This is a genomic window from Janthinobacterium foliorum (assembly GCF_978021625.1).
Genome location: NZ_CDXDQE010000007.1, coordinates 143,530 through 158,734, shown reverse-complemented (window position 1 = coordinate 158,734; position 15,205 = coordinate 143,530). Strand labels below are relative to the sequence as shown.

13 protein-coding genes are annotated in these 15,205 nt (G+C 67.7%); 8 read left to right on the top strand and 5 right to left on the bottom strand.

Going from position 1 to position 15,205, the window contains the following annotated elements; translation table 11 throughout:
* The first annotated feature begins 46 nt into the window (after window positions 1-46).
* Together ACZ92H_RS16285 and ACZ92H_RS16280 are read left to right on the top strand one after the other, a co-directional pair.
* A complete protein-coding gene (locus ACZ92H_RS16285) occupies window positions 47-1,876 on the top strand; it encodes a PHA/PHB synthase family protein (protein WP_465050150.1) in 1,830 nt (609 codons plus the stop codon).
* Between the two features lie 34 nt (window positions 1,877-1,910).
* Window positions 1,911-2,756, top strand: coding sequence for a universal stress protein (locus tag ACZ92H_RS16280; protein ID WP_465050151.1), 846 nt, complete (start codon window positions 1,911-1,913; stop codon window positions 2,754-2,756).
* A gap of 12 nt (window positions 2,757-2,768) precedes the next feature.
* Here ACZ92H_RS16280 and ACZ92H_RS16275 read toward each other — a convergent pair whose 3' ends face one another.
* From ACZ92H_RS16275 to ACZ92H_RS16260, 4 genes are all read right to left on the bottom strand, one after another.
* Window positions 2,769-3,836 carry an extracellular catalytic domain type 2 short-chain-length polyhydroxyalkanoate depolymerase gene (locus ACZ92H_RS16275; protein ID WP_465050152.1) on the bottom strand — a complete coding sequence of 356 codons (1,068 nt, stop codon included), beginning with the start codon at window positions 3,834-3,836 and terminating at the stop codon, window positions 2,769-2,771.
* Between the two features lie 69 nt (window positions 3,837-3,905).
* Window positions 3,906-4,877 (bottom strand): threo-3-hydroxy-L-aspartate ammonia-lyase, encoded by a 972-nt coding sequence (locus tag ACZ92H_RS16270; protein WP_465050153.1) that lies wholly within the window; start codon window positions 4,875-4,877, stop codon window positions 3,906-3,908.
* A gap of 20 nt (window positions 4,878-4,897) precedes the next feature.
* Entirely contained in the window at window positions 4,898-5,902 is a 1,005-nt protein-coding gene (locus ACZ92H_RS16265) for an ornithine cyclodeaminase family protein (RefSeq protein WP_465050154.1), read from the bottom strand.
* A 4-nt stretch (window positions 5,903-5,906) separates the two neighbouring features.
* Entirely contained in the window at window positions 5,907-6,560 is a 654-nt protein-coding gene (locus tag ACZ92H_RS16260) for a helix-turn-helix transcriptional regulator (RefSeq protein WP_131370209.1), read from the bottom strand.
* Window positions 6,561-6,690: 130 nt separating this feature from the next.
* Between ACZ92H_RS16260 and ACZ92H_RS16255 the strand changes: the two genes are divergently transcribed.
* Window positions 6,691-7,749 (top strand): alpha/beta hydrolase, encoded by a 1,059-nt coding sequence (locus ACZ92H_RS16255; protein WP_465050155.1) that lies wholly within the window; start codon window positions 6,691-6,693, stop codon window positions 7,747-7,749.
* Between the two features lie 115 nt (window positions 7,750-7,864).
* Window positions 7,865-8,560 (top strand): alpha/beta hydrolase, encoded by a 696-nt coding sequence (locus ACZ92H_RS16250; RefSeq protein WP_465050156.1) that lies wholly within the window; start codon window positions 7,865-7,867, stop codon window positions 8,558-8,560.
* Window positions 8,561-8,771: 211 nt separating this feature from the next.
* On the opposite strand, the gene ACZ92H_RS16245 is transcribed toward ACZ92H_RS16250, so the two are convergent.
* The gene (locus ACZ92H_RS16245; RefSeq protein ID WP_465050157.1) at window positions 8,772-9,758 is read right to left on the bottom strand and encodes a magnesium and cobalt transport protein CorA; all 987 of its coding nucleotides are present in this window, start codon (window positions 9,756-9,758) and stop codon (window positions 8,772-8,774) included.
* A gap of 128 nt (window positions 9,759-9,886) precedes the next feature.
* Between ACZ92H_RS16245 and ACZ92H_RS16240 the strand changes: the two genes are divergently transcribed.
* The 4 genes from ACZ92H_RS16240 to ACZ92H_RS16225 all read left to right on the top strand — a co-directional run bounded on the left by ACZ92H_RS16240 (window position 9,887) and on the right by ACZ92H_RS16225 (window position 15,182).
* On the top strand, window positions 9,887-11,077 hold the full coding sequence (locus tag ACZ92H_RS16240) for a DUF2252 family protein (RefSeq protein WP_465050158.1): 1,191 nt from the start codon (window positions 9,887-9,889) through the stop codon (window positions 11,075-11,077).
* A 133-nt stretch (window positions 11,078-11,210) separates the two neighbouring features.
* Entirely contained in the window at window positions 11,211-11,738 is a 528-nt protein-coding gene (locus ACZ92H_RS16235) for a sigma-70 family RNA polymerase sigma factor (RefSeq protein ID WP_465050159.1), read from the top strand.
* A complete protein-coding gene (locus ACZ92H_RS16230; protein WP_465050160.1) occupies window positions 11,717-12,703 on the top strand; it encodes a FecR domain-containing protein in 987 nt (328 codons plus the stop codon). The genes ACZ92H_RS16235 and ACZ92H_RS16230 overlap by 22 nt, the downstream gene beginning before the upstream one ends.
* Window positions 12,704-12,764: 61 nt before the next feature.
* Window positions 12,765-15,182, top strand: a complete 2,418-nt coding sequence (locus ACZ92H_RS16225) for a TonB-dependent siderophore receptor (RefSeq protein WP_465050161.1) — start codon at window positions 12,765-12,767, stop codon at window positions 15,180-15,182.
* The last annotated feature ends 23 nt before the right edge of the window (window positions 15,183-15,205 follow it).

The following is a 15,205-nucleotide window of genomic DNA, read 5'->3' as shown; positions in this document are numbered from 1 at the left end:
TTAAACAAGCTCTTGCTATCCTGTCAAAAAATGACAGGAGTCGTGGATGAACACAAGGCGGCAGGCACAAGCGGAGTTGGCAGCGGCACCAGCAGCGGAACATGAGCGCCAGGGCAGCGCCTGGCAAGGCGTGCCGCCTCCCGACTATCCGGAAAGCGCGCCGGAGGGCGCGACGCTGGATTTGCTGCTGAACGCCTGGCTGGGCAAGTTTACGGGCGGCATCTCCCCGGCGGCGCTGGGCAATGCCTATGCGGACTGGCTCAGCCACCTTGCCCTGGCGCCGTCGAAGCAGCAAACCCTGCTGCAGGAGGCGTGGAAAAAGATCGCCCGCTGGCAGCAGTATTGCTGGCAATCGGCCGTGCCATCGGCGCTGCCGGGCGCCGGCGCGCGGCAGCCGTGCATCGCGCCGCTGCCGCAGGACCGGCGCTTCGACGATCCGGCCTGGCAGCGCTGGCCCTATAACCTGGCCTACCAGGGCTTTTTGCTGCAGCAGCAATGGTGGCACCGGGCCACCACGGGCGTGCGCGGCGTCTCGCCCCACCATGAGGATGTCGTCACGTTTACCGTGCGCCAGTGGCTCGACATGCTGGCGCCATCGAACTTCCTGCTGACCAATCCCGTGGCGCAGCAGGCCACCGTGGAAAGCGGCGGCGCCAATCTGGCGCGCGGCTTGGCCCACGCGGCCGACGACTGGCAGCGCGCCGCCATGGGCACTTATGCGCCCGACCGGCACACCTATAAGGTGGGCGAGCACGTGGCGGTGACGCCGGGCAAGGTCGTCTACCGAAACGACCTGATCGAATTGATCCAGTACGCGCCGGCGACAGCCAGCGTGCATGCCACGCCCGTGCTGTTCGTCCCCGCCTGGATCATGAAGTTCTATATCCTCGACCTGTCGCCGCACAATTCCCTGGTGCGCTACCTGGTGGGCCAGGGCCATACGGTGTTCATGATGTCGTGGAAAAACCCGGGCGAGGAAGACCGCGAGCTGTCGCTGGAAGACTACCGCCAGCTGGGCGTCATGGAGGCGCTCGACGCCGTCAGTGCCATCACGGACGCGCCGCAGGTGCACGCCGCCGGCTACTGCCTGGGCGGCACGCTGCTGGCGATCGCCGCCGCCAGCATGGCGCGCGATGGCGATGCGCGCCTGGCCAGCCTCACCATGCTGGCGTCCCAGGTGGACTTCAAGGAACCGGGCGAGCTGTCGCTGTTCATCGACGAAAGCCAGGTCAGCTTCCTGGAAGCGGCCATGTGGAAGCAGGGCTATCTCGACACGAAGCAGATGGCGGGCGCCTTCCAGCTGCTGCGCTCGAATGATTTGATCTGGTCGCGCCGCCTGAACCACTATCTGCTGGGAAAAGATGAACAGGACAGCGACCTGATGGCCTGGAACGCGGATGCCACGCGCATGCCCTGCCGCATGCACTCGGAATACCTGCGCCGCCTGTTCCTGCACAATGATTTGGCCGAGGGCCGCTACCGCACGGCGGGCCGCCACATCGCCCTGCCCGACATCGACGCGCCCATCTTCGCCGTCGGCACCGTGACGGACCACGTGGCGCCGTGGCGCTCCGTGTACAAACTACAGCTGCTGACGGACACGGACATCACATTTTTGCTCACCTCGGGCGGCCACAACGCGGGCGTCGTCTCGCCGCCGGGCCAGCCGCGGCGCAGCTACCAGATGGCCACGCACGGCCATGACGACGCCTACATCGACGCGGACAGCTGGCAGCGCGACGTGCCGCACCATGACGGTTCGTGGTGGCCCGCCTGGCAGGCGTGGCTGGCCCAACGCTCGGGGCCCCAGGTGGCCGCGCCCGCCATGGGCCCCGCGCTGGGCGACGCGCCAGGCAGCTACGTGCTGCAGGCTTGATCCCTCCCCTTTCTCCACCTTCCAGGAAAACGCCATGCCCTACACTACCCTGCTGGTCCATGTAGACAATTCACGCCACTGCGCGCAGCGCATCCGCCTGGCCGTGCGCCTGGCCGTTGCCGAGGGGGCGCACCTGATCGGCTCGGCCATGAGCGGCATTTCGCGCTATGCGTATGGCGGCGGCGTCAACGCCCTGCAGTTTGCGCCCGCGCAAATGCAGGCGCTGCGCGGCCAGGCCAGCGACGCGCTGCACGCCTTCGAGCGCATCGCCCGCGAAGAAGGACTGGCCACCTACGAGACGCGCTTCGTCGACGACGATGCGCAAGGCGCGCTGCTGCTGCAGGCGCGCTATTGCGACTTGCTGATCCTGGGCCAGACGGACGCGCAGGACACGCCCTCGCGCGTCATCGCCGGTACGGCGCAATACCTGATGCTGCATTGCGGCCGTCCCGTGCTGATGGTGCCGCATGCGCCATCGACACCGCCTGCGGCCATCGGCCAGCACCCGCTGCTGGCCTGGAACGGCAGCGCCGAAGCCCTGCGCGCCATCACCGATGCGCTGCCGCTGCTGCAACGCGCGCAGCAGGTGACGCTGGCCGTCGTCAATTCATACCAGCAGAGCGCCACGCACGGCGAGCAGCCGGGCGCCGACCTGGCCCTGTATCTGGCGCGCCACGCCATCAACGTCGAGGTGCTGCAGCATGACACGCCGCCGGGCCAGGACGTGGGCACTGTCCTGCTGGCCATGGCCGCGCAGCGCCAGTGCGACTTGCTGGTCATGGGCTGCTACGGCCACATGCGCCTGCGCGAAGCGCTGCTGGGCGGCGTCACGCGCACGGTGCTGCAGGACATGACGGTGCCGGTGCTGGTGTCGCACTGAGGCCAGCCGCGCCTACGGCGCCGTGGCGCGCGGCTGGCCCAGGCGCTTCAGCATGGCCATCACCGCCGCCATCTGCGGCGCGCCGCGCGTCTGGAAATCGGGCCGGCGCTGGTCTTCGCCGGAATAGCCCCAGAAATCCCAGCAGCCCTTGGGATTGGGTGGAATGACGCCGGACGGACGCACTTGCGGGTACAGCACGATCATCCTGTTGGTGTCCGCATATTCGTTATAGCCCGCATGCCCGTAGAATCGCTCGCCCACCTGAGACGCGCCCTGCTGGCAGCCATGGAACACCACGTGCACGGCGCAGGACTGCTCGCGGCAGGCAGCGGGAACGTAGGCATACGCCTTGTCATCCATGCTGCTGCGCAGGCCCTGGATGAATTCATGCTGGTCGAACTGGATGATCTGTCCCGTCAGCGCGCCCATGGCCGCCGGTTTGGCCCCGGGGCCGGCCAGGTGCTGCAGCAATTCCGCCGCCTGGGTGAAACCGCAATTATTCATGTAGGGAGCGCGCGTTTCGCCGCATGGACTGTCGTCGGCGCGCGCCGTCAGTATGGCATGGCCCGCCGCGAGGTTTTTCACATAGCGGATGGCGGACAGGGGCACGCCAGCCAGCAGATAGAATTTTTCCGCCTGGTTCACCACCGTGGTCTTCACCACCGGGTCCGCCGCACCGCTGAACAGATACACGCGCTGGCGCGCCAGGTTGGCTACCGCATCGATCTGGCCCTCCTGCGCCCGGCGCTGGGCGCTGCGCCAGGACACGACCGCATCCGGCCCTGCCGATGGCGACGCGGGCTGCATGCAGACCGTGCTCGCATTCACCAGCGGCGATTGCGCGGGATAGGTCGAGGCGCAGTCGTACGGTCCGCCGGCGATGATGCCCACGCCCTTGAACATGGAAGAGTACGCGGTGGCGATCTGCGCCGCCATGAAGGCGCCCGACGACAGGCCGGAGACGGATACCTGGCCCAAATCGGCGCCCAGGCCCGGCAGCGGCGTGCCCGCTCCAGCAGCCAGGACGGGTGGCGCGGCCAGCGCCAGGGCAAACGGCAATGCAAACAGGGCTGGCTTCATCAGTGGCACCTTTCCATCACAATGGGGGATCGCCCATTGTAAGGTGGGCCCTGGCCGCCTGCACGCAAATTATGCGCTTCCCAGCAATGCGCAAAAGCGTGGCATGTCGACGTTGCCGCCGCTGATCAGGATGCCCACGCGCTGGCCGCGCAGCTGCGCCTTCATCTGCAGGGCGGCAGCGAAACCCAGGCATCCCGTCGGCTCGATCACCAGCTTCATGCGCGCGGCGGCAAAGGCCATGCGCTCGACCAGCTGCGCATCGCTGACCGTCAGCACGTCGTCGACGTCGCGCCGGATGATGGGGAAGGTGATGCTGCCCAGGTGCTGCGTCTGCGCGCCGTCGGCGATGGTCTTGGGCGTGTCGATGTGCACGATCTGCCCCGAACGGAACGATTGCTGGCCATCGTTGCCCGCCTCCGGCTCCACCCCATACAGCTTGCAGGCGGGTGACAGCGCGCGCGTGGAGAGGGCCGAACCGGCCAGCAGGCCGCCGCCGCCCAGGCACACGAAGAAGGCATCGAGTTGTCCCGCTTCCTCGAACAGTTCCTTGGCGGCCGTGCCCTGGCCGGCGATCACGTGCGCATGGTCGTACGGCGGTATCAGGGTCATGCCCTGCCGCTGCGCCAGCTCGCGGCCGATCTGCTCGCGGTCCTCGGTATAGCGGTCATACAGCACCACCTTGCCGCCGTAGCCGCGCGTGGCGGCGATTTTCGCGGCAGGCGCATCCTGCGGCATGATGATGGTGGCGGGGATGCCCAGCAGCTGGGCCGACAGCGCGATCGCCTGGGCGTGGTTGCCCGACGAGAAAGCCACCACGCCGGCGCGGCGCTGCTGCGCGTCGAACTGCGACAGCGCATTGTAGGCACCGCGGAACTTGAAGGCGCCCATGCGCTGCAGGTTCTCGCACTTGAAGAAGACCTGGGCGCCGAACTCCGCGTCGACGGTGCGCGAGGTGATGACGGGCGTCCTGTGGGCATGGCCGGCGATGCGGCCGGCGGCGGCCACCACGTCGGCATAGGTGGGAAGTGTCAGGTTCTGCATGCTGTGTGCCTTTCAAAAAGTCAGGAATGGCCCTGCCACGGCCAGGAAATGTCGATGCCGCTGCCGGCCGCCAGCGCCTGCCGGTAAATCAGGCGCGCCACCGTCAGGTCTTGCAATGCCAGGCCCGTCAGATCGAGCACGGTGATGTCGCTGGCGGACCGCGCCGGCGCCGCGCGCCCGTCGAGCAAGTCGCCCAGGGTCTGGCAGGGAGTGTCCGGCGCCCATTGCGCTTCGCCGATGCTGCGCGCCTGCGCCACGTCGTCGACCACCAGGCGCGCCAGCGCCAGCAAGCCCTCCGGCAGTTCGCGCTTGCCGCGCGTGTCGGCGCCGATGGCGTTGATGTGGGTGCCCGGCCGCACGGCGCCCGCGCCGAACAAAGGACCGCGTCCCGGCGTGGCCGTGATCACCACGTCGCTGGCGGCGACGGCCGCATCCGCGTCGGGGACATGGGCGATGGCGATGCGGCCGTCAAAAACGGCCTCGAAGGCGGCATGCGGCTGGCCATTCGAACTGACATAGCGCAGCTGGCGCAGATGCGGCAGCACGCGCAGCGCATATTCGGCCTGCGCCCTGGCCTGCACGCCCGTGCCGAATACGCACAGGCTTGCGCTGTCGGGCCGCGCCAGCTGCCGCAAGCCCAGGGCGCCCGCCGCGCCCGTGCGCGCCGTGGTGATGGCATTGCCGTCGATGATGCACACGGGCCGTCCCGTGGCCGGATCGAGCAGCATGATGGTGGCCTGGTGCGGCTCGCCGCCCGCGGCGCTGTTGGCAGGCCAGAAGCCGGCCGCCTTGAAGCCCAGCAGGTTCTCGGCCGGCACGTCGCCCGCCTTGATGCCGAACACGCCGCCCGTCGCCAGCGTTTCGCGGATGACGGGAAACACGCGGCCCTGCTGGCGGCTGTGCAGCACGAAGGCGTCGCGCACGGCGGCCAGCACAGCGTCGGCCTGCAGGTGGAGGGCGACGGCGGCAGCGTCAAGCAGCAGCAGGCGCGCCGCCGACGGAGGGGTATCAGGCGAAGCATGCATGCGCTTACCGGGCATAGGTGTAGACGGCGGCGCGCGACACGCCCAGGTGTTCGGCGATGATTTCCATGGCGCGCCGCACGTCGAGCAGGCCGGCCGCGCGCAATTGCCGCAGCAGTTCGCGGCGCGCCGGGGTTTTCAGGGTGCGCGGCGAGGCGGCCAAGCGCGCCGCGAACTGGTCGATGCGGGCGCGGATGGCGTCGGCGCCCGCCGGGTCCAGCGACTCGCGCGGCGCGGCGCCAGCGTCGACGGCCACGAACTGGTTCATCGCGCTTTGAAAACTCTGGAACAGGGTCAGGTCCACGTTCAGGCACAGGGCCGCGATGTACTTGCCGTCGCCATCCTTGATGCCGATCGAGGTGCTCTTGGCTTGCCGGCCATCGGCAAATTTATTGGGATAATTGGCCACCACCTGGGCAAAGTCCGGGTCGAGGATGCGCGCCAGGCCCAGTTCCGTGGCCGGCTGGCCCACGGCCCGTCCCGACAGATTGTTGTGGATGGCCAGCACCGCGTGTTCGGGCGCCAGCAAGTCGTGCACCACCACTTCGCAAAATGGCGCGAAGGTGCGCGCCAGGCCATCGGCCACCTGCTTGAGCTGGTCGAGCAGCAGGGCTTGTTCGGCATTGCGCGTGGCGGCGGGTGGTGCGGCAGGTTTTTTCATTCAGACAGATTATCCAGTTCTGGAAAATTTGTCAAAGTCTTTTCTTCAGGCGATCTTCACGCCCCGCTCAGCCGCGCTTCATGCGCGCCGCCGATACTGGCAGCCATCACCACCCGACAAGGAACACGCCATGCACCAGCCTGACGACAAGACACCGCATTTCCACGCCCGCAGGCATGTATTGCTGGGCATCACGGCCCTGGCCGCGCTTTCCGCCTGCGGCGGCGGAGCGCGCACCGCCACCGTCACGGACCGGCAGATCGGCGCCGCTCCCGGCGTCAGCCTGCACGTGCGCGACTGGCCATGCGCGCGGGGCGGCAGCGCTGACGTGATCGTCCTGCTGGCGGGCCTGGGCGCCAATGCGCATGCCTTCGACAGCCTGGCGCCCGCCCTGGCGCGCCGCCACCGCGTGCTGGCCATCACGCGGCGCGGCTATGGCGCGTCCGGCAAGCCGCTGCCCGCCAGCGGCGCCGGCGATGCCAGCTACGCCCCCGCCACCCTGGTGGCCGACCTGCTGGCCGTGCTCGACGCCCTGCAAGTCAAGCGCATCATCCTGGCCGGTCATTCGATCGCAGGCAACGAACTGACGCTGTTCGCCGGCAGCCACCCGCAGCGCGTGCGGGGACTCGCCTACCTGGACACGACCTGGGATTACCTGGCCCTCGGCGGCTACGAGGAAGCCGAAGCCTCGCCCCTCGACGAACCGCAGCCCGGCCCGGCCGACCTGGCGTCGATGGCCGCCTCGATCGCCTATGCCAAGCGCCTCGCCAAGCAGTGGTGGCCGGCGCTGGAAGCGAACTGGCGCGACAGCCTGGACGTGCTGCCCGGCGGCGCCGTGCGGCCGAATACCCCGCCCGCCATCGCCAGGGCCATGGACATGGCCGCGCACAATTTTTCACCCGACTACCGCCGCGTGCGCGCGCCGGCGCTGGTCATCACCGTCGATCCAGGCAGCTTGCGCAACCTGTTTCCATGGCTCACGCCGCAGTCCGATCCTGCCGTGCTGGCCCAGGCGCAAGCAACGCTGGACTTCATCCGCCCGCTGCGCCTGGCCGACGGCGAACGCCTGGCGGCCGCCCTGCCCGGCAGCAGCCACCTGGTGCTGCGCGACGGCTTCCACAGCGATTTCTTCATCGAATACGAGAGTACCGTGGTGGACGCCATCGAGGCCATGCGTTGGGACAACTAGGACGATGCCGCGGCCAGCGCGCGGGATTACAATGGATGCGCACCTGACCGCCGCGCCGCTGTCTCCCGGCAAGCTGCGCGGTCTTCGCCGTCTCCCTTGCCAAAGGAGTATCCGCATGAGCAAGCAAGCCACGATCGTCCTCGTCCACGGTTTCTGGGGCGGCGCCGCCCACTGGAGCCGCGTCATCCTCGCCTTGCGGCGCGAAGGCCGCACGGCCATCCGCGCCGTCGAACTGCCCCTGACGTCGCTGGCCGACGATGCGGAACGCACGCGCAAGATGGTGGCGCAGGTGCCGGGCCCCGTGCTGCTGGTGGGCCACTCCTACGGCGGCGCCGTCATCAGCGTGGCCGGCAACGCGCCGAACGTGGCCGGCCTCGTGTACATCGCGGCCTTCGCGCCCGACGCCGGCGAAAGTCCGGGCAGCCTCACGCAGGAGCACCCGCCCATCGGCGTGCCCAACCTGGAAGGCGACAGCGACGGCTACCTGTGGGTCAAACCCGACAAATACCATGAAAGCTTTTGCCAGGACCTCGACGCGGAAGAAGGCGCCGTGCTGGGCGTGGTACAGAAGGCGCCGCTGGCCAGCACCTTTGGCGACACGGTCGGCGATCCGGCCTGGCGGCACAAGCCCAGCTGGTACCAGATTTCCAGCGCCGACCGCATGATTTCTCCCGTCAACCAGGAACGCATGGCGGCGCGCCTGCAAGCGCGCAAGGTCATCACCCTGGACGCCAGCCACGCCTCGCTGGCCTCGCGTCCCGCCGAAGTGGCGGCGCTGATCCTCGAAGCGGCAAGGGCGGTGGAAGCGTAACAGGCAAAAAAAGGCTCCTGGAAACCAGGAGCCTTGTGGCGCCGGATACGCGCCGTCGTCCGGGCTGGCGCCTCTGGGGTGGCGGCGCCAGCAGGAAACGGTATCCGCGCCAAGGAGGTCTGGCAGCAGCCTTCGACGCTACAACTTCATCGTAGCAGCTAATTTTGCGGCAATACTCTCCAATGTTTGCATGCCGGCGGGCGGTTGTCTGTCACAGCCAGCCTTCGCGCTTCAGGCGCCGGTGCAGCCAGTAGCAGCCGGCGATGATGACGACGATCACGGCGGGATAACTGCCGCGCCATTTCAGCTCCGGCATGAATTCGAAGTTCATGCCGTACAGGCTGAAGACCATGGTGGGCACGGCCAGGATGGCGGCCCAGGCGGCCAGGCGCTTGACCACTTCGTTCTGGCGGATGGAAATCTGCCCCAGCGCCACCTGCATGGCGGAATTGACCAGCTCGCGCATCTGGTTGGCCGTGTGCGTCACCCGTTTCACGTGATCGAGAATGTCGCGGTAATAGATGCGGTTTTCCTTGGGCACGATATCGCCATGGAAGCGGATCAGCTGGGTGCAGATTTCATGCAGCGGGTTGACGGCCGCGTCCAGCTTCAGCAGTTCCGTCTTGAGCTGGTAGAAATCCTGCAGCTTGTCTTCGGACAGGCTGGGCTTGAACAGCGCCAGCTCATATTGCTGGAACTTCGCCTGCAAATGGTCGATGCAGGGCTGGTACTGGTCGACGATGAAATCGATGATGGAATACAGCACGTAGCCGGGACCGCTGGCGAGTTTCTCCGGCACGCTTTCCTTGCGCTCGCGCAGTTTCGCGTAGCCGGCGGACGGGCCGTGGCGCACGGTGATGATGAAGCGGCAGCCAAGGAAGACATGGGTTTCGCCGTAGACGATGGCCTCGCCGTCCAGGCTGGCCGTGTGCAGGACCATGAACAGCGTATCGCCATATTCCTCCAGCTTGGGCCGCTCGTGCGCCCCTTCCGCATCTTCGACGGCCAGTTCGTGCAAGCCGAAGGCCGACTGCAGCGCCTGCATGGCGGCCGTGTCGGGGCCGGCCAGGCCGATCCACACGAAGCAGGCGGGGTCGTCGAGAAAGTCGCCCACCTTGTCGATATCGAAGTGCGCGATCTTCCTGCCGTCGCGGTAGGCTTCGCAGTTGACGACGGCGGCGTGCTGGCTCAAATCCATGTTGTTTTCCAAAAAATAAAAGATAGTGACAGCTTAATCCAGGTGAAGTTGTCGCTCTGTTAAGCATTTCACGGCGAAATAATGCATACAGGCATAGTATGGAGGAAACTTACCAAAAGGAACGCACCTTGCCCAGATTGCCCGCCCCGGATCAACGCCGCCAGCTGCTGCTGGACCGCCGCGATGAAAAAATGGCCCGCTCGCCCCATGCTTATGTACGCGGCAATACGGCGCAGTATTACGAATGGCTGCAGGCGCAGCCAGGCCACAGCCTGCCCGAAGGACCGCCCATCTGGATCTGCGGCGACTGCCACCTGGGCAACCTGGGTCCGCTGGCTGGCGCGGACGGCAGCGTGGAAATGCAGATCCGCGACTTCGACCAGAGCGTGATCGGCAATCCCGCGCACGACCTGGTACGCCTGGCCCTGTCGCTGGCGACGGCCGCGCGCGGCTCGTCCCTGCCCGGGGTGGTGACGGCCAGCATGCTGCAGCACTTGCTCGACGGCTACGCCTTTGCCTTCCTGCCCGGCGAATTGCAAGTCGCCCTGCCCCGCCCCGCCGTCGTGCGCACGGCCTTGCGCGGCGCCGTGCAGCGCTCGTGGAAGGAACTGGCCGAGGAGCGTTTCCTGGAAACGCGGCCCATCATTCCCATGGGCCGCAACTTCTGGCCCATTTCCAAGGAAGAAAAGAAAGCCATCGCCGCCCTGTGCGACTCGTCGGACTTGCGGGCGCTGGTGACGCGCCTGAAGTCGCGCAGCAAGAAGGTGAAACTGGAAGTCATCGACGCCGCCTACTGGGTCAAGGGCTGCAGTTCGCTGGGCTTGCTGCGCTATGCCGTGCTGCTGGGCCTGGGCGACGGCGAATACTGCCTGATCGACATCAAGGAAGCCGTGCAAGCCACCTCCGTGCGCTATGCGCATGCCAGCATGCCGCGCGACAACGCCAAACGCGTGGTGGCCGGCGCGCGCCACATGTCGCCGGCCCTGGGCGAACGCACCATGCCGCAGCGCTTCCTGGGCCGCGGCATCTTCGTGCGCGAACTGCTGCCGCAAGACCTGAAGCTGGAAATCGACGAGCTCAGCGTGGAAGACGCGGCCAGCACGGCCAGCTACCTGGCATATGTTGTCGGCTGCGCGCACGCGCGGCAGATGGACTGGTCGACGGGCATGCACTGGATCAAGGAACTGCAGACGGACCGCCACAACGGCAATCCGATTCCTCCCTGGCTGTGGAACAGCGTGCTGCAGCTGATCGCCAGCCACGAGACGGGCTACCTGGAGCATTGCCGCAGCTATGCGCAGCGGCGCCAGGCCAGCTGACGGCAGCGGCTGCCGCCACACATTGACATTCAGGCATGTCAATGTAAAATGAGAACCATTCGCATTCAAGAAGCACCTGCACGCGCCCTCTCCCAGCGGCATGGAGGACTTCAGCGCCAACCTGGAGTGTGCCGTGACGTCTGCCGTAGCCCCTGCCGCCGAGCCCCGAGACCCGTCTTCCCTGAGCCAGCTGTATGGCGACCACCATCCGTGGCTGCTGCGCTGGCTGCGCGGCAAGCTGTCGTGCACGGACCACGCAGCCGACCTGGCGCAGGATACCTTCGTCAAACTGCTGGCCACGCCGGACGAACGGGCCGCCAGCCTGCGCGCACCGCGTGCCTACCTGACAACGGTGGCGCGGCGCCTGCTGATCGACCATTACCGCCGCCAGTCGCTGGAGCAGGCGTGGCTGGCCACCCTGGCGCAGCTGCCCGCGCCCGTCACGCCATCGGCGGAAGAGCGCTTGCTGATCCTGGAAACCCTGCACCAGATCGACGCCATGCTCGACGGCCTGGGCGCCAGGGTGCGCACGGCCTTCCTGCTGTCGCAGCTGGAAGGCCTGGCCTATGCGGACATCGCCGCGCGCCTGGCCATCAGCGAGCGCACGGTCAAGCGCTACATGGTGCAGGCGTTGACGCAATGCATACTGCTGGCGGCATGAGCGCGGCCATCGGCGCGCGCGCCGCGCGCGAGGCGGCGCACTGGATGATGCGCCTGCAAGGGGGCGAACTCGACGCGCCCGCGCTGCAGGCGCTGGCCCGCTGGCGCGCCGCCCACCCCGATCACGAAACGGCCTGGCAACGTGCCGAGCACGTCTGCCGCACCTTCGGCATGCTGCCCGCGCCGCTGGCCACGACCCTGGCCATGCCCGTGCTGGACCGCCCGGCCGGCGCCCGGCGCCGCGCCGCCCTGAAAACCCTGGCCTTGCTGATCGTTGCCGGGCCGGCCGGCTGGACCATGCTGGAACTGGCGCCATGGCGGCAATGGTCGGCCGGACTGCACACGGCGACGGGCGAAATCCGCCACCTCACCCTGGCCGATGGCAGCGCACTGAGCCTGAACACGGCCAGCGCCGCCGATATCGTCTTCAGCGATGCGCTGCGCCTGGTCGAACTGCGCGCCGGCGAACTGCACGTGGCGACCAGCCCCGACGCGCGCCAGCGTCCCTTCATCGTGCGCACCAGCAACGGCAGCGTGCGCGCCATCGGCACGCGCTTCACGGTGCGCCACGACGCCAGCCTGCTGGCGGCGCGCAGCCACGTGGCCGTGTCGCAGGGCGCCGTGGAAGTGCGGCCCGCCCACGCGCCGGCCGTGATGCTGCGGGCGGGCTGGCAAGCCAGCTTCAACGCCGCGGCCGTCAGCGCGCCGCAGCCGCTGGCGCCGCATGCCGATGCCTGGCTCAAGGGCCTGCTGTACGCGGACGCCACGCCGCTGGCCCAGGTATTGGCCCAGCTGGGCCGCTACCGCCATGGCGTCGTGCGCTGCGATCCGGCCGTCGCGCGGCTGCGCGTGACAGGCGTGTACCAGCTGCGCGACACGGATGCGCTGCTGGACTTGCTGCAGGCGTCGCTGCCCGTGCGCGTGCGGCGCCACGGCCGCTGGTGGACGTCGGTCGGCCCCGCATAAAAATTTGAAAAATGATGTCCCTTTCCGACATGTGCCCCGTCAATCCACACAGGACCAACACATGAACGAAGGGAAACAAGCAATGAAGCACTACCGCACTACCGGCATCACTCTGGCTCTGCTGGGCAGCCTGGCCCTGGCGCCGGGCGCGCAGGCACAGCCGCTGCAGCAGGCTGCCGCGCGCCACTACCAGGTGGCACCCGGCCCCCTCGGCACTGCCCTGTCCGCGTTCGCGGCCGACGCGGGGGTCAGCATCTCCGGCGCCGCCAGCCTGTACGCGGGCTTACGCAGCCACGGCTTGCATGGCAGCTATACCGTGGCAGACGGCTTCGCCCGCCTGCTGGCTGGCAGCGGCCTGGTCGCCGTCGACCACGGTGGCGGCAACTATGCCGTGCGCCCGTCGCCGTCCGCCGCCGATGCCGCCACCCTGCCCGGCATCGCCGTGCGCGCCACGGCCCAGCGCGACGCCAGCACGGAAGGCACGGGATCGTATACCACCCCGGCCACGGCCACCGCCACGGGACTGGTGCTGTCGCTGCGCGAGACGCCCCAATCGGTCAGCGTCATCACGCGCCAGCGCATGGAAGATCAGGATTTGCAGACGGTGCGCGAGGTGCTGCGCAACACGCCCGGCATCGCCGTCAACCAGTTCGACACGGAACGCAGCACGTTTTCCGCGCGCGGCTTCGAGGTCGACAATTTCCAGTACGACGGCGTGCCCACCACGTACAAGGTGCAGTATTCGGGCGGCGAATCGGAGATGGATGCGCTGATCTACGACCGGGTGGAGGTGACGCGCGGCGCCACGGGCCTGCTGACAGGCGCCGGCTACCCGTCCGCCTCGATCAACCTGGTGCGCAAACGGGCCAGCGCAAAACAATTCGAGGGGCAGCTGTCGCTGGCGGCCGGATCGTGGAGCGACTACCGGGGCACGGCCGACCTCGCCACGCCGCTGAGCGAAGACGGCTCCGTGCGCGGCCGGGTGGCCGGCGCCTGGCAAGACCGCAAGTCGTTTACCAATGGCTATTCGAACCAGCGCCAGCTCGTCTACACCACCGTCGAGGCGGACCTGGCGCCCGGCACGGTGGCCACGCTGGGCGCCAGCTACCAGAAGAACGATCCGAAAGGCAGCAACTGGGGCGGCTTCCCCCTGTGGTACGGCGACGGCACGCGCACCCATTTCGACCGTTCCGTCACGACGGCGCCCCGCTGGGCCGCCTGGGCCACGCAGCAGACCAACGTGCACGCCACCCTGGAGCACGCGCTGGGCCAGGGCTGGAAGGCGCAGGCGCAAGCCATGTACAGCAAGCACACGGAAGACACGCCCCTGGTCTTCCTGGCCGAATGGCCGGACAGGGTCACGGGCCTGGGCATGCTGGGCTATCCGAACCGCTACATCGGCCAGCGCGACCAGAGCAGCGCGGACGTGAAAATCTCGGGACCGTTCAGCCTGGGCGGACGCGCGCATGAAATCATCGCCGGCGCCAACTACACGCTGCAGCACGCCGAATTCAAGGTCAAGGAAGCGCTGGACCCCGCAGACATCGGCAATTTCCTCGCCTGGGATGGCAGCTACCCGCAGCCGGCCTGGGGCGAACCCGTGCTGTCGGAAAAGTACACGACTACGCAGTATGGCGCGTATGGCGCAGCCCGCCTGAATCTGGCCGACAACACGAAAGTGATACTCGGCGGGCGCTTGACGCGCTGGGACAAGGACCGCATCGGCTTTGACGGCAGCGCGCGCTTCGCCTTTGCCAAGAGCAAGTTCGTGCCGTATGCGGGCGTGGTGGTGGACCTGGACGATACGTATTCCGCATACGCCAGCTACACGGACATCTTCCGTCCGCAGGAAAACCAGGACCGCGCGGGCGCCTGGCTGGACCCGTTGACGGGCCAGAGCATGGAAGTCGGCGTGAAGGGAGAATTGGCGGGCGGCCAGGCCAACGCTGCCGTCGGCATCTTCGAGATCAGGCAGGATAAATTGGCCCAGCCTGACGGCGCCCGCCGGGTGCCCGGCACCACCACGCAGGCCTATGTCGCGGCGCGCGGCGCCACCAGCCGCGGCATCGAGGGAGAATTGTCGGGCCACCTGGCGCCGGGCTGGAACATGACGGCCAGCGCCAGCCATTTCCGCGCCAGGGACCGCGACGGGCAAGACATCAACAGCCTCTCGCCCCGCTCGACGGCGCGCCTGTTCGCCACCTGGAAAGTACGCCACGACGTCACCGTGGGCGGCGGCGTCAACTGGCAAAGCAAGTTCTACTATGACGGCGAAGGCCCGCGCGGCACGGAACGGGTCACGCAGGACGCCTACAGCACCGTCAGCCTGATGGCTGCCTGGCAACTGTCACGCCAGCTGCTGGCGCAGCTGAACGTGGAAAATGCGCTGGACACGCGCTACATCAACATCAACACCTACGCGCAAGGCACGTACGGCATGCCGCGCAGCGTGCGCGGGACCTTGACGTACCGCTTCTGATGGCCATGCAAACCGGGCGACCA

Bases quoted from the DNA above. Each gene is read 5' to 3' on its own strand.
- ACZ92H_RS16285 (WP_465050150.1), top strand. From the start codon at position 47: ATGAACACAAGGCGGCAGGCACAAGCGGAGTTGGCAGCGGCACCAGCA.
- ACZ92H_RS16280 (WP_465050151.1), top strand. From the start codon at position 1,911: ATGCCCTACACTACCCTGCTGGTCCATGTAGACAATTCACGCCACTGC.
- ACZ92H_RS16275 (WP_465050152.1), bottom strand. From the start codon at position 3,836: ATGAAGCCAGCCCTGTTTGCATTGCCGTTTGCCCTGGCGCTGGCCGCG.
- ACZ92H_RS16270 (WP_465050153.1), bottom strand. From the start codon at position 4,877: ATGCAGAACCTGACACTTCCCACCTATGCCGACGTGGTGGCCGCCGCC.
- ACZ92H_RS16265 (WP_465050154.1), bottom strand. From the start codon at position 5,902: ATGCATGCTTCGCCTGATACCCCTCCGTCGGCGGCGCGCCTGCTGCTG.
- ACZ92H_RS16260 (WP_131370209.1), bottom strand. From the start codon at position 6,560: ATGAAAAAACCTGCCGCACCACCCGCCGCCACGCGCAATGCCGAACAA.
- ACZ92H_RS16255 (WP_465050155.1), top strand. From the start codon at position 6,691: ATGCACCAGCCTGACGACAAGACACCGCATTTCCACGCCCGCAGGCAT.
- ACZ92H_RS16250 (WP_465050156.1), top strand. From the start codon at position 7,865: ATGAGCAAGCAAGCCACGATCGTCCTCGTCCACGGTTTCTGGGGCGGC.
- ACZ92H_RS16245 (WP_465050157.1), bottom strand. From the start codon at position 9,758: ATGGATTTGAGCCAGCACGCCGCCGTCGTCAACTGCGAAGCCTACCGC.
- ACZ92H_RS16230 (WP_465050160.1), top strand. From the start codon at position 11,717: ATGCATACTGCTGGCGGCATGAGCGCGGCCATCGGCGCGCGCGCCGCG.
- ACZ92H_RS16225 (WP_465050161.1), top strand. From the start codon at position 12,765: ATGAACGAAGGGAAACAAGCAATGAAGCACTACCGCACTACCGGCATC.